Annotated in this window: 13 protein-coding genes; 3 read left to right on the forward strand and 10 right to left on the reverse strand. The window is 71.5% G+C overall.

Features of this window, described 5'->3' with window-relative positions; all coding sequences use genetic code 11:
• Positions 1-678 precede the first annotated feature (678 nt).
• Positions 679-3,177 carry a PAS domain S-box protein gene (locus AC1DXV_RS00550; RefSeq protein ID WP_477932094.1) on the reverse strand — a complete coding sequence of 833 codons (2,499 nt, stop codon included), beginning with the start codon at positions 3,175-3,177 and terminating at the stop codon, positions 679-681.
• Between the two features lie 150 nt (positions 3,178-3,327).
• On the opposite strand from AC1DXV_RS00550, the gene AC1DXV_RS00555 reads away from it, so the two are divergent.
• Both AC1DXV_RS00555 and AC1DXV_RS00560 read left to right on the forward strand, forming a co-directional pair.
• The gene (locus AC1DXV_RS00555) at positions 3,328-4,329 is read left to right on the forward strand and encodes a Bug family tripartite tricarboxylate transporter substrate binding protein (RefSeq protein ID WP_477865586.1); all 1,002 of its coding nucleotides are present in this window, start codon (positions 3,328-3,330) and stop codon (positions 4,327-4,329) included.
• 28 nt (positions 4,330-4,357) lie between these two features.
• A complete protein-coding gene (locus AC1DXV_RS00560) occupies positions 4,358-4,744 on the forward strand; it encodes a GtrA family protein (RefSeq protein ID WP_477865585.1) in 387 nt (128 codons plus the stop codon).
• A gap of 30 nt (positions 4,745-4,774) precedes the next feature.
• Here AC1DXV_RS00560 and AC1DXV_RS00565 read toward each other — a convergent pair whose 3' ends face one another.
• Genes AC1DXV_RS00565 through AC1DXV_RS00575 form a run of 3 tightly spaced genes read right to left on the reverse strand, consistent with a single transcriptional unit; the run spans position 4,775 to position 7,036 of the window.
• Positions 4,775-5,617: a ChbG/HpnK family deacetylase gene (locus tag AC1DXV_RS00565; protein WP_477932096.1), complete on the reverse strand. Its 843-nt coding sequence runs from the start codon at positions 5,615-5,617 to the stop codon at positions 4,775-4,777.
• Positions 5,614-6,603 (reverse strand): glycosyltransferase family 2 protein, encoded by a 990-nt coding sequence (locus AC1DXV_RS00570; RefSeq protein WP_477865583.1) that lies wholly within the window; start codon positions 6,601-6,603, stop codon positions 5,614-5,616. Before AC1DXV_RS00570 ends, AC1DXV_RS00565 begins: the two co-directional genes overlap by 4 nt.
• A 46-nt stretch (positions 6,604-6,649) precedes the next feature.
• Complete coding sequence (locus tag AC1DXV_RS00575) at positions 6,650-7,036, reverse strand: hypothetical protein (protein ID WP_477865582.1); 387 nt, start codon at positions 7,034-7,036, stop codon at positions 6,650-6,652.
• Positions 7,037-7,146: 110 nt separating this feature from the next.
• Between AC1DXV_RS00575 and AC1DXV_RS00580 the strand changes: the two genes are divergently transcribed.
• Positions 7,147-8,829 (forward strand): SulP family inorganic anion transporter, encoded by a 1,683-nt coding sequence (locus AC1DXV_RS00580; protein WP_477932098.1) that lies wholly within the window; start codon positions 7,147-7,149, stop codon positions 8,827-8,829.
• Positions 8,830-8,900: 71 nt separating this feature from the next.
• On the opposite strand, the gene AC1DXV_RS00585 is transcribed toward AC1DXV_RS00580, so the two are convergent.
• From AC1DXV_RS00585 to AC1DXV_RS00610, 6 genes are read right to left on the reverse strand one after another with little or no spacing between them, the layout of a single operon-like run.
• Positions 8,901-9,476, reverse strand: coding sequence for a GNAT family N-acetyltransferase (locus AC1DXV_RS00585; RefSeq protein ID WP_477865580.1), 576 nt, complete (start codon positions 9,474-9,476; stop codon positions 8,901-8,903).
• Between the two features lie 40 nt (positions 9,477-9,516).
• Complete coding sequence (locus AC1DXV_RS00590; protein WP_477932100.1) at positions 9,517-11,913, reverse strand: glycoside hydrolase family 3 N-terminal domain-containing protein; 2,397 nt, start codon at positions 11,911-11,913, stop codon at positions 9,517-9,519.
• On the reverse strand, positions 11,910-12,392 hold the full coding sequence (locus tag AC1DXV_RS00595; RefSeq protein ID WP_477865578.1) for a GNAT family N-acetyltransferase: 483 nt from the start codon (positions 12,390-12,392) through the stop codon (positions 11,910-11,912). Before AC1DXV_RS00595 ends, AC1DXV_RS00590 begins: the two co-directional genes overlap by 4 nt.
• 38 nt (positions 12,393-12,430) lie before the next feature.
• Entirely contained in the window at positions 12,431-12,652 is a 222-nt protein-coding gene (locus tag AC1DXV_RS00600) for a DUF167 domain-containing protein (RefSeq protein ID WP_477865577.1), read from the reverse strand.
• Entirely contained in the window at positions 12,649-13,050 is a 402-nt protein-coding gene (locus AC1DXV_RS00605; RefSeq protein ID WP_477865576.1) for a PDZ domain-containing protein, read from the reverse strand. Before AC1DXV_RS00605 ends, AC1DXV_RS00600 begins: the two co-directional genes overlap by 4 nt.
• Before the next feature lie 13 nt (positions 13,051-13,063).
• Positions 13,064-13,579, reverse strand: a complete 516-nt coding sequence (locus tag AC1DXV_RS00610) for a hypothetical protein (RefSeq protein ID WP_477932102.1) — start codon at positions 13,577-13,579, stop codon at positions 13,064-13,066.
• Between the last annotated feature and the right edge of the window lie 89 nt (positions 13,580-13,668).

Genomic DNA, 13,668 nt, shown 5'->3' on the forward strand with positions numbered 1-13,668 from the left:
CCCTGGGGGGCGAAGACTTCCCTCCGCTGACTGGTTTCATGGCCCGTCGCCCAAACTCCCGCCACTCACTTCGTTCGTTGTGGTCAAACAGTGGGCGACAGTCAGTTCACGAAGCGTGCTGCGCACGCGGGCCACGAAACCCGCCAGCTCCGGCGCCCCGTCCCTATTGGCGCTCCCCAGCCTCCCCCCACATGCCTTTGTGGCACCACCCTGCTCCTTTGGGAGGTGACAAGCGAACAAGTGAAGGTTGAGCCCGGGTTATTACCCGGGCAAGGAATGCCGCTGACCGGCGCCACCAGACGCAGCACATGAGGGTGTCGAGATGGAGGAACGACTGACCGAAGACGCGGAACCGGGCCCGGGTGACAACCCGGGCATCAAACCCCACTTGTTCGCTCGTCACCCAAAAAGTAGCAGTGCGGTGGCACAAAGGCGCGGGTGGGGAGGCTGGGGAGCGCCAATCAGGGTGGGGCGCCGGAGCTGGCTGGTTTCGTGGCCCGCGTGCGCAGCACGCTTCGTGCACTGACTGTCGCCGACTGTTTGACCACAACGAACGAAGTGAGTGGAGGGAGTTTCGGCGACGGGCCRCGAAACCAGYCAGCGGAGGGCAGTCGTCGCCCCGCCAGGGGCSACGACCGCACCGACCGGCGAGCCCCAGCCTCCCCACCCGCGCCTTTGCTACGCCCCCCGTTGCTCATCCAGACACCGCAGCAGCTGCGCCACATTCACCGGCTTGGTCAGGTAGGCCGCGAAGCCCGCCGCGCGCGCCGCCTTGGACTGCTCCGGCGTCGCATCCGCCGACAGCGCGATGCGCGGGCAGCCGAGCGCCGCCTCCAGCGCGCGCGACACCTCGACGCCGCTCATGTCGCCCAGGTGCATGTCGAGCAGCAGCAGGTCGGGGCGCTGCTGCAGCGCCATCTCGACCGCCTGGCGCCCGTTGGCCGCCACCAGCAGCCGCCAGTCGGGCCGCATCTTCATCACCTGGCGCACCAGCTCGACGTTCATCGGGTTGTCCTCGGCGTACAGCACCGTCCACGGCACCGCCGGAATGTCGACGGACACCTCGGTGGGCGCGAAGCCCGGGTCCGACGCCGCCGCCGGCACCCACGGCAGGCTCGCGGTGAAGACGCTGCCGACGCCCGGCTCGCTCTCGACCGACAGCCGGCCGTTCATCAGCTGCACCAGGCGCTGCGTGATCACCAGGCCGATGCCGGTGCCCTCGACGCCGCTGCGCTCGGCGCCGAGCCGGTTGAACGGCTCGAACAGGTGCGCGATCTGCGCCGGCACCAGCCCCTCGCCGGTGTCGCGCACCCGCAGGTGCACCAGCCCCACGCCCTCGTCGACCGGCCAGCTCAGCAGCACCTGGCCGCCGCGGCGGTTGTACTTGATCGCATTGCTCAGCAGGTTCACCAGCACCTGGCGCAGCCGCAGGTGGTCGGCCTGCACGCAGGTGCGCGGATCGGCCGCCTGCGGCGATGCGCGCTCGATCAGCAGCTGCACGCCGGCCTCGGCCGCGGCCGGCGCGACCATCGCGAGCGCCTCGTCGACGACGCGCCGCAGCGCGACGCTGCCCGACACCAGCGCGACGCCGCCGCTCTCGATGCGCGACAGGTCGAGCACGTCGTTGATCATCGCGAGCAGGTGGGTGCCGGCCTGCGTGATGTGCTGCACCCGCATCTGCTGCGCCGCGTTCAGCGGCTGCTGGCTGTCGAGCTCCAGCAGCTGCGCGAAGCCGAGCACCGCGTTCAGCGGCGTGCGCAGCTCGTGGCTCATGCGCGACAGGAACTCGGTCTTCGCGGCGTTCGCACGCTGCGCCGATTCGGCCGCGAGCACCGCCTCCTCGACGCGCTTGCGCTCGGTGATGTCGATCATCAGCCCGCGCAGCAGCCGGTGGCCGCCCTCGGGGCGGAACACCGTGACCCAGCTGCTCATCCAGCGCACGCTGCGGTCGGCCGCGTAGAAGCGGTACTCGATCGCGCTGACCGAGCCGGTGAGCTGCGAATCGGCGACCTCGCGCAGCGCGCGGTCGCGGTCGTCGGGGTGCACGTGCAGGATCCAGAAGCGCGGCTGCATCCAGTCGGCCTGCGGGTAGCCGAGCAGCTGCTTGGCCTTGTCGCTGACGAAGGTGAAGTTCTCGGTGCGTGGGTCGCCCTCCCAGAAGATGCCGTCGACGGAGTTCAGCAGGTCGACGAAGCGCTGGCGGCTCGCGCGCAGCTCGGACTCGGCCTGCTTGCGCTCGGTGATGTCCTGCACCACCGCGATCAGGTAGTCGGGATGGCCGTCGGGCTTGCGCACCAGCGTGACGTTGATGGTGGCCCAGACGATGCGGCCGTCGGCATGCAGGTAGCGCTTGTCGGCACGGTAGCGCGGGATCTCGCCGGCCAGCAGCTGGCGCCGCCGGCGCCGCTCGCCCGCCAGGTCGTCGGGGTGGGTCACGTCTTCGGTGCTGAGCGCGAGCAGCTCGGCGCGGCTGCGCCCGAGCATGTCGCACAGCTGCTGGTTCAGGAACAGCGGGAAGCCGTCGAGCCCGATCTGCACGATGCCGGAGCCGGCCATCTCGAGCACCGCGCGCAGCTGGGTCTCGCTCGCGCGCAACGCGTTCTCGGCCTCGCGCCGCTCGCGGTCGTTGCGGACCGCGCCGAGGATCGCGCCGACGCTGGTGAAGAGCGGCTGCAGCCGCTCGACCAGGGCCTGGTCGAAGCCATCCGGCCGGTTCGCGAGGCCGACCATGCCGAGCATCTCGCCGCCGTGGAACAGCGGCACGCCAAGGAAGGAGCGCATCGCCGGATGGCCGGGCGGCAGACCGCCGCGCCGCGGGTCGACGTCGGGGTCGTTGCTGATGACCGGCGCGCCGCTGGTGATGGCGGCACCGAACAGCGTGCGCATGTTGTGGAACTCGATCGTGTGCTCCGGGCCGCCCTGCATGTGGCGCTCGTACAGCGCGCGTGTCGCGTCGTCCCACGAGATGTCGGTCAGCACGTAGAAGCGCAGGTAGGGCGCGCCGTCGCCATCGTGCAGCACCTCGGCGATGAAGCCGTACTCGCAGGCGGTGCTCTCGAGCAGGTCGGTCAGCAGCGGCGCCAGCATCTCGCGCGGCGGCGCGGCGCGGATGTAGCGCGACTGGACCCGGGCGATGATCGCGCCGAGGTCGTCGGCAGGCGGAAACGGTGGGGGCACGGTCGTCGGTTCCGGTGGGCACGAGAGCGTGCTGGATGCAGGTGAATCGTGGCACAGCGCCCGGGTGGTGAGAAGTAGGGCGAGCGCGGGTACGGGGTGGCGTTGCGCTGCCGCACACTGGGCCCATCCCTCGAGAAGACCGGAGTTCCCATGACCTGTCCGACACGCCGCCAGGTGCTCGCCACCGCAACGGCCGCCGCCACTGCCGCCCTGACCTTTCCCGTGCGCGCCCAGGGCGCCTGGCCGACCAAGCCGGTGCGCATCGTCGTGCCGTTCGCGCCGGGCGGCACCACCGACATCCTGGCGCGTGCGCTCGCGCCCGAGCTGAGCCGGGCGTTCGGCCAGCAGTTCATCGTCGACAACAAGCCGGGGGCCGGCGGCAACGTCGGTGCCGAGCAGGTGGCGAAGTCGCCGCCGGACGGCTACACGCTGCTGATGGGCACGGTCGGCACGCACGGCATCAACCAGTCGCTGTACCCGAAGCTGCCGTTCGACCCGATCAAGGATTTCGCGCCGGTCACGCTGGTGGCCGGCGTGCCCAACGTGCTGGTGGTGAACCCGGCCAAGGCCGAGGCCGCGGGGATCCACAGCGTGGCCGACCTGATCCGCTATGCGAAGGCGCACCCGGGCAAGCTGAACATGGCGTCCAGCGGCAACGGCACCTCGATCCACCTGAGCGGCGAGCTGTTCAAGAGCATGACCGGCACCTTCATGCTGCACTTCCCGTACCGCGGCTCGTCGCCGGCGCTGCTCGACCTGATCGGCGGCACGATGGACCTGATGTTCGACAACCTGCCGTCGGCGATGCCGCAGATCAAGGCCGGCAAGCTGAAGGCGCTGGCCGTCACCAGCGCGCAGCGCAGCGCCGCGCTGCCCGACGTGCCGACGGTCGCCGAGGCCGGGCCGGTGAAGGGCTTCGATGCGAGCTCGTGGTTCGGGCTGCTGGCACCGGCCGGCACGCCGGCGGAGATCGTCAACCGGGTGCAGCAGGAAAGCGCCAAGGCGCTCGGCACGCCGGCGCTCAAGGAGCGGCTGCTGGCGCAGGGCGCGATCCCGAGCGGCATGCCGCCGGCGGAGTTCGCGGCGTACATCGCGGCCGAGACGAAGAAATGGGCGCAGGTGGTGAAGGTGTCGGGCGCGAAAGTCGACTGAGGTCGCTGGTGGGGTTTAATGCGCGGCCATGGCCGCCTCGCTGACCGATCTGTTCGCCCGCTTCCTTCGCTACGGCCTGGTGGGTGTGCTCGCGACCGCGGCGCACTATGCGCTGCTGGCCGCGCTGGTGGAGTGGATGCATCTGCCGGCCTGGATCGCATCCGGGCTCGGTGCGGCGCTCGGCGCGCAGGTCGCGTTCTTCGGCAACCGGCGCTTCACGTTCGATCACCGCGGCGCGCTCGGGCCGGCCTGGCTGAAGTTCCAAGGGACGGCGCTGATCGGGGCGCTGGTCGGCATGGCGATCGTCGCGAGTGGTGTTGCACTGGGGTGGCACTACCTGCTGGCGCAGGTCGTCGCGACACTTGCCGGGCTGGTTCTGACCTTCCTGATCAACCGGCGCTGGACATTCTCGTAGCCCGGGTGACAACCCGGGTTCTCACCCGGGCTACGGAACGGTGATGCCGCGCTGCCAGACCCGCCCGAGCTTGACGTTCGCCGCCGCCAGGTCGTCGGCGAACGCCCCGCTTTCCAGGTAGGCCAGCTCGCGCTGCCGCGCCGCGGCGATCGCGTCGCTGGCCGACTGCGCATCGATCTCGCCCGGGTGGCAGAACACCAGCCCGCCGGAATCCGGCAACGCGCGCAGCCAGCGCTGCATCCAGCCGCGGTAGTCGGTGTCGACGAAGTCGTAGACGCCGAGCAGCGCCGGGTTGTGCAGCCAGCCGCGGCGCAGCAGCTCGCGGTGCAGCCGGCGCCCGCCGGTGCCGGCGATCAGCTGGCGCTTGATGGCGAAGCCCGGCCCGGGCAGCACCCCGGTGTCACGCACCGCCGGCGCCGGCAGCAGCTGGCCGATGCCGTGCAGCAGCAGCTCGCGCACCTGCGGCAGGTGGTGCACATGCTGGTGGCCGTCGATGGTCTGCGGCACGCGGCCGGTCGCGTCGGTGAAGGCGGCCAGCTGCGCCTGCCATTCGGCGCGCAGCGCGTCGACCGGCAGCCGGCGCAGGTGGGCCTGCACGATCAGCGTGGGCAGCGGCGGCAGCACCGGCCACACGCGCGCCAGCTCGGCGCTCAGCGGCAGCCCCTCGGTCAGGTTGAAGTGCAGGCCGCACTCGACGCTGTCGGGCAGGTCGGCCAGCAACGGCGCACTGGCCCGCCAGGCATCGCCGGTCGTGATGCACGACACCACGGTCAGGCGCTGCGCATGCGCCAGCCGTGCGATGCCGCGCGAGACCGACAGCCACAGCCCGAAGTCGTCGGCACACAGGCCGAGGGTGCGCGGCGCGCCGGTCATCGGGATTCCGTCTCCGCCAGGCCCTGGCCGGCCTCGCTCGCCACCAGGTAGATCGGGCGGCGCTTGACCTCGTCGAAGATGCGGCCGACGTACTCGCCGAGGATGCCGATCGACAGCAGCTGCACGCCGCTGAAGAACATCAGGCTGCACACCAGCGTGGCCCAGCCCGGCACGTCGTGGCCGTAGATGAAGTGCTGGGCGATCACGAGCAGCCCGAAGCCCATGCCGCCGAACGCGATCAGCGCGCCGAGCGCGCTCCACAGCCGCAGCGGCACGTTCGAGAACGCGGTGACGCCGGTCAGCGCGAGCCGCACCAGGCTGCGCATCGAGAAGCTGCTGGTGCCGGCATGCCGTTCGGCCGGCGTGTAGTCGATGATCTCGGTGCGGAACCCGACCCACGCGTACAGCCCCTTCATGAAGCGGTTGCGCTCGGGCAGCGACTTCAGCGCATCGACCACGCGCCGGTCCATCAGCCTGAAATCGCCGGCATCCACCGGGATGTGCACCGAGTGCTTCGTGTTGACGAGCCGGTAGAAGGCCCAGGTGCCCAGCCGCTTGGACCAGGTCTCGTCGGCGCGCGAGGCGCGCGCGGCGCACACCATGTCGGCCCCGCCGACCCAGGCCTGCACCATGCGGTCGATCAGGTCGACCGGGTGCTGCAGGTCGGAATCCATCAGCACGACGACCTCGCCGCGCGCCAGGTCGATGCCGGCGGTCAGCGCCTGTTCCTTGCCGAAGTTGCGCGACAGCCGCACATAGCGCACGCCGGGCGTCGAGAGGAAGGGCGCGACCGCGAGCGCGGTGCCGTCGGTGCTGCCGTCGTCGACGATGACGACCTCCCAGCGGTCGGTGAGCCCGGCCAGGTGCGCGCTCAATTGCGGCAGCAGCACCGGCAGGTTGGCGGCCTCGTTGTAGGCCGGCATCACGCAGCTGATGGCGGGGCGGGTCGGTCGCGGGGTGGCGGGGGAGTCGACTGTCGAACGCATGGGTGGGCTGTTCACCGAAACAGCCCGCGACTTTACGCCGGGAAACTCAGCGTTTGCGTCCGGAGGGGACGGCAGCCACGAGTTCGGGGTAGTGCGCGAGCAGCGCCTGCAGCTGCGAGCGGGCCTGGTCGGCCGTCGGCGGCAGCGGTGCCTGGCCCAGCTTGATGCGCTCGATCCGGCCGGCCATCTCCTCGAGCTGGTCGAGTGCGTGGCGGGCGTCGTCGTCCAGCTCGCCGGCCGGCAGCCGCTTCGCCAGGCCCAGCACCAGGTCGCTGAGCACGCCGATCTGCTTGCCGTACGACGCCACCTCGCGCAGCACGCGCAGCTCGGTCTCGTCGTTGCCGGCACGGGCCAGCAGCGAGGGGTGGATGTCCTGCACGACCGAGCCGCTGAACGGCCAGTTGAACTGCGGGTTGAAGTTGAGCCACCACATGGTCGTCGCCTCCCTGGCCGCGGTCGCAGCCTCGCCCGGCGAGTGTTGGGCCGGCACCCGCCGAAGGCAATCAGCTGCCTTGGGGATTGCACTCGACGGACAATCGCCGCATGCGTTTCACCCCCTGGCGCCTGGATTGGCGCGCCTACCGTCGCGAGGCCCTGCGCGACGACCTGGTCGCCGCCTTCGTCATCAGCGTGCTGCTGATCCCCCAGAGCCTGGCCTATGCGCTGCTCGCCGGGCTGCCGGCGCAGGTCGGGCTGTATGCGAGCCTGCTGCCGCTGGTGGCGTATGCGGCGCTCGGCTCCAGCCCGGTGCTCGGCGTCGGGCCGGCCGCGGTGCTCGCACTGATGATCGCGCAGGCGATCGGCCAGGCGCCGGCCGGCACCCCGGCGCCCGTGGTCGCGCTGGTGCTGGCGGCCGAGGTCGGGCTGCTGCTGCTGGCGGCGGCCTGGCTGCGGCTCGATGCGCTGGCCGCGCTGCTCAGCGTGCCGGTGCTGCACGGCTTCGAGACCGGCGCAACGCTGTCGATCGCGCTCAGCCAGCTGCCGGTGCTGCTCGGCTCGTCGGCGCGCGGTGCCGACGCGGTGCAGGTGCTGCACAGCTGGTGGCAGGCAGTGCGGCCGTGGGCACCGATGACAGCGGCCTACGGCCTGGGCGCGGTCGCGCTGCTGTGGTTCACGCGCCGCCATGCGCAGCCCTGGCTGGCCGCGCGGCTGGGCCGGCCGCGCGCGGTGCTGATCGGCCGGCTGGTGCCGCTGGCGGTGCTGGTCGGCGCGATGGCGATCGCGATGCTGAGCCGCGCCGACCAGCACGGCGTGACGCTGGTCGGCGCGCTGCCGACGCTGTCGCCCACGTTCGCGCTGCCGCTGCTCGACGCCGCGCTGTGGTGGGGGCTGCTGCCGCAGTCGCTGCTGATCGCGCTGGTCACCTACGTCAGCAGCCTGGTCGTCGCCGAATCGCTGGCACGCCGGCTCGGCCAGCGGGTGGATCCGCGGCGCGAACTGGCGGGGTTGGGCGCGGCCAACGTGGCCGCGGCGCTGACGGGCGGCATGCCGGTCAGCGCGAGCTTCTCGCGCAGCATCGTCAGCCTGGAGGCCGGCAGCCGCACCCGCATGGCGGGCGTGTTCACCGCGGTGCTGATGGTGCTGGCGATGCTGCTGCTGGCGCAGCCGCTCGGCTGGCTGCCGACGCCGGTGCTGGCCGCGACCATCCTGGTGGCGGTGCTGTCGGGCCTGGCGCTCGGGCCGTTCCGCGAGGCCTGGCACTACGCGCGCAGCGAATGGGTGGTGATGGTCGCGGTGGCCGCGCTGATGCTGCTGTTCGGCGCCGGCTGGTCGCTCGGCCTGGGCGTCGCGGCGTCGATCGCGCTGCTGCTGCAGCGCACCGCGCGGCCGCACGTGGCACTGATCGGCCGCGTGCCGGGCACCGAGCACTACCGCAACATCGACCGCTACCAAGTGGAGCTGACGCCGGGCGTGCTGGCACTGCGCATCGACGAGAGCCTGCTGTTCACCAACGCCCGCCAACTGGAGGACGTGGTCGCGCAGCACCTGGCGACTCACCCGGACACGCGCCGCGTGCTGCTGCAGATGGCGCCGGTGAACCGCATCGACCTCAGCGGCCTGGAGGCGCTGCGCGCGCTGCAGGACATGCTGGCCGCACGCGGCATGCGGCTGGACCTGTCGGAGGTGAAGGGGCCGGTGATGGACGGGCTGCGGGCGGGTGGCTGGCAGCAGTGGTTCAAGGGGGAGGTGTTCCTGAGCGTGCACCAGGGGGTGACGAACCCGTAGCTCGGATGCCAATCCGGGGACCGTCCTTCACTTTCGCCGCCGCTCCCGGATTGCGCTTCGCTCCATCCGGGCTACGAATCCAGCACCACCACCCGCTGCTCGCGCCGCAGCAGCGAGAACTGCACCAGGTCCTGCGCCTGCCCGCCCCACCAGCCGGCCTCGCGCAGCAGGCCTTCGCGCACGAAGCCGAGCCGCTCCACCAGCTTCAGCGACGCGACGTTGTCCGGATGCACCTGCGCCTCGACCCGGTTGAGCTGCATCTGCACGAAGCCGAAGCCCAGCACCGCGAGCAGCGTCTCGTGCATGTAGCCCTGGCCCCAGGCCTCGCGCGCGAGTTCGTAGCCGACCATGCAGGCGCGCCAGTGGCGGTTCCAGCGGAACATCCCGCAGGTGCCGATCAGCCGGCCGTCGTCGCGCCGCTCGATGCCCCAGCGGATGCCCGGGTTGGCCAGCGTGCGCGCCGTCGCCCAGCCCTCGATCACCTTCTGCGCCGCCTGCTCGTCGGGCAAGGGCTCGGTGCCGAACCAGCGCATCGCATCGGCATCCGAATGGATCGCGAACAGCACCGGCGCATCCGCCAGCGAGGTCTCGCGCAGCAGCAGCCGCTGCGTCTCGAGGACAGGGAAATGGCTCGACGGCTCGGACATGGCGGACCTGCAACAACGGTTCGCCGAGTCTACGTCTGCTTCACCCTTGCATCTGACAGACGACCCGGCTCTCCATGCGCCAGTCGCGCCCCAGCGTGCGCACCGCGCCGGTGACCTGCACGCGGGTGCGCAGCCGGATGTCGGCACTCGACGCACCGACCTGCAGCTCGAACTCGCCGGGCTCGACGATGCGTGCGCCGGCCGCGCCGGTGAAGTTCAGCATGTCGACCGGCAGGTGGAAACTGACGCGCGCCGATTGGCCCGGCGCGAGCGCCACGCGGGCGAAGCCCTTCAGCTCCTTGACCGGCCGCACCGCCGAGGCCAGCACGTCCCGCACGTACAGCTGCGGCACCTCGACGCCGGCGCGCGCGCCGGTGTTGGTGATGCGGCACGACAGCGCAATCTCGCCGCGCTCGATGTCGACCTGCGGCTGCGCGAGCTGCAGCTCGTCGTAGGCGAACGCCGTGTACGACAGCCCGTGGCCGAACGGATGGCGGCTGCCGAAATGCAGCGCGATCGGCGTGCCGGCGCTCTTCAGCTTGTGGTTGTAGAAGTACGGCATCGCGCCGGCGCTCTTCGGCACCGACAGCGTCAGCCGGCCCGACGGCTCGACCGCGCCGCTCAGCACCTCGGCGATCGCGGTGCCGCCTTCCTGGCCGCCGGCGAAGGCCATCACCAGCGCGGCCAGCTCCTGCTCGCGCCCGCCGAGCGTGTAGGGCCGCCCGCCGGTCAGCACGACGATGGTCGGCGTGCCGGTGTCGAGCACCGCATCGAGCAGCGCCTGCTGCACGCCGGGCAGCGCGAGCGAATCGGCGTCCGAGCCCTCGCCGACGGTGCCGGTCTGGAACAGGCCCGCGAGATCGCCGACGCAGACGATCGCGACATCGGCAGCCTTCGCGCGGGCCGCCGCCTCGGCAATGCCGTCGCGGCGCTGCGAGACGCGCGAGACCCGCTCGCCGTTCACCGCCTCGGCGACGTCGCCGGGGAAGACCGGCGCGCCGGCGCTGCGCTCCTCGAGGATCGGGCAGCCTTGCGCGTAGCGCACGTTCGCGTCGCCGAACACCGCCTTCAGCGCAGCCAGCGGCGTGACGACCTGCGAGGCGCCTTCGGCCTGGTCGTTGATCTGATCGTTGAGGATGAGGTGCACCGGGAAGCTGTAGCCGCCAAGCAGCGCCAGCGGGTCGTCTGCCGTCGGCCCGATCACCGCGATGCGCCGGCCGGCGCGCGCCTCCAGCGGCAGCACGCCGTCGTTGTGCAGCACGACGACCGATTGCCGCGCCACCTCGCGCGCGAGCGCGATCGTTTCGGGCTGCTGCAATGCGATGGCGGCGACGTCGGTATACGGCCGCTCGAACAGGCCGAGCCGGATTTTCTCGGTCAGCACGCGGGCGACGATCTCGTCGATCTTCTGCATCGTGATCAGGCCGCGCTCCAAGGCCACGCGCAGCTGCGGCGCGCAGTCGTCGCCGGGCAGCTCGATGTCGAGCCCGGCATTGAACGCTTGCGCCGCCGCCTCGGCGCGGTCGGCGGCCACGCCATGGTGCTGGTAGAGCAGGCTGATGCCGACGTAGTCGGCGACGACCAGCCCGTCGAAGCCCCACTGGCGGCGCAGCACCTCGGTCAGCAGGTGCTGCGAGGCATGCGACGGCTCGCCGTCGATGTCGTGGTACGCCGGCATCACCGAGCCGGCGTTCGCCTGCTTCACCGCCATCTCGAACGGCAGCAGGAACACGTCGTTCAGCTCGCGCCAGCCGAGGCTCACCGGCGCGTGGTTGCGCGCGCCCTCGCTGGCCGAGTGGCCGGCGTAGTGCTTCAGCGTGGCGAGCAGGTCGCGGCGCGGCCCCTGCAGCCCGCGCACATAGCGCGTGGCCAGCACGCCGACGAGGTAGGGGTCCTCGCCGAAGGTCTCTTCGGTGCGGCCCCAGCGCACGTCGCGCGAGACGTCGAGCACCGGCGCCAGCCCCTGGTGGCAGCCGACGCTGCGCGCCTCGCGGCCGATCGCCTGCGCCACCTGCTCGACCAGCTCGGGGTTCCAGGTCGCGCCATACGACAGCGCCGACGGGAACAGCGTCGCGCCGCGACCCATCAGCCCGACCAGGCACTCCTCGTGCGACAGCGCCGGGATGCCGAGCCGGGTCTCCTCGACGAGGAATTTCTGCAGCCGGTTCAGCGCACGCACGCCGCTGGCCGCGTCGACGCTGTGGCTGCCGAGCGGGCGCGAGATCTGGCCCAGGCCATGGCGCAGGCCGTGCCGCACCGTGTCGGCGTCGCTGCCGCCGGTGAAGCTGTCCATGCGCGGCCGATGGTTGCCGTCCTCGGACAGCACCAGCCAGAAGGCGTGCAGCTGCGCGATCTTCTCGTCGAGCGTCATGCGCGCGAGCAGGTCGGCCACGCGTTCGGGGACCGGGCGGGCCGGGTCTTGATAGGGATGGGTCATGGGTTTGTCTCGGATCTGTTCTGGGAAACGTCGAGCGCCTTCGCCAGGCACACCGACTGCGTGCGCCCGGCGTAGTGGCCGAAGTTGGGGATGCGCGCATAGCCGCGCGATTCGTAGAAGCGAACGGCCCGCTCGTTGACGACACGGGTCGACAGCCACAGGGCGTGGTAGCCGAGGGCAGACGCCTCGGCTTCCAGGAAGGCGAGCAGCGCCGAGCCGACGCCGCGGGTGCCAGGCAGGGCGTACATGCGCTTCAGTTCGGCGATGCCCGGTTGCAGCGGCCGCAGCGCCCCGCAGCCGAGCGGCCGCGACTGCGCGTCGCGCGCGACAGCGAAGCGCGCCAGCGGATGGCGCACGTCGTCCGGATCGAACGAGGAGCGACCCGGGTCGCCGGTGATCGCGGCGAGCGTGTCGGAGAGTTCGTCCATCAGCGCCCGCGCATCGGGCGATCCGGGGTCTTCGGCAGTGATGGTCAGCATGGCGACATCGAGGAAAACTGCGCGACACCGCAAGCTCGTCACTCGAACTGCACCAGCTTCATCCGGCCGGACGCCCCGCTCTTGATCTGCACCTGCGATTTGCGCAAGCCGAAATGTTCGGCGATCAGCGCGATCAGTTCCTGATTGGCCTTGCCATCTATCGGGGGCGATTTGAGGTGGGCGAGCCAGCTGCCGTCCGGCTGGGCCTCGAGCTGGCGCAGGCGCGCGTTCGGCTTGACCCTGACCTGCAGCGTCGTCACCGGGCCGGTGCCGCGGGGGCGGGCTTCGCGACCGCGACCAGCGTCACCTCGTAGGCCTTGCCGTCCGGCCGCTTCAGCGCAAGGCGCAAGGACTGGCCGACCGTCTTGTGCATCACCGGCTCCAGCTCGCGGGCCTTGCGCCCGGCGATCGTCAGGCCGTCGGCGGCGATCACCTGGTCGCCGACCGCGACGCCCTTCTGCGCGGCCGGCGACGCAGGCGCCACGCGCGAGATCGTCACGCTCTGCAGCTTCGGGTTCCACGGCATGCCGCCGTCGGTCTTCACCGAGATGCCGATGCCGTAGTAGCCGACCGGCGGCGCGTCGGCCGCGTGGGCCGCGTCGACGACCGGCAGGCACAGCGCAACCGCGGTGGCCGCGAGCAGCAGGTGCCGTCTCATCCGAGCCCCTCTCTCAGCTGGCGGCGCGCGGCATGGCCGGGATCTCGCACGTCGCGGCGGCGCCCAGTCCCTTCAGGAACGCACGGCGCACGGTGCCGGCGGCGATGGCGGCGGCGACATCGCGCGAATAGCGCTCGGCACCGCTGAGCTTGCGGATCCAGCCGCGGAACGGCACCACGCCTTCGGCAGCGCTGCGCAGGTTGCCGACTGCCATGCCGCTGGCGGTGCCGGCGCCGCGCTCGATCAGGCTCGGGTTGCTGGACGACGGCGGCGTGTCGAGATCGGGGCCGAGCACCGCGTCGAGGGATTGCACCTCGGCGACCAGCGCCGTGCAGCCGGCCGGCGACGGCACCGCGTACGGCGCCTTCTGCGCGGCCTGCAGCGGTGCGGGGATGTCGGTGCGGATCAGGTTCAGGTCGTTCAGCGGGGTGACCATCGCCTCGCCGGCCTGCGTGAGCGTCTGGCGCGGGGCGTCGGAGGCGCAGGCGGTGAGGGCGAGCGCGAGGCAGGTGAGGGCGAGTTTGGTCATGGGGTGGCAGTCTAGTGGGGAACGGCACGATCCAGAGCAGGTGCTACAAAGCCGGCATCCCCCAGATGATGGATGCCGTTGACGGTGGT

Source organism: Rhizobacter sp. P3_C12 (assembly GCF_056402735.1).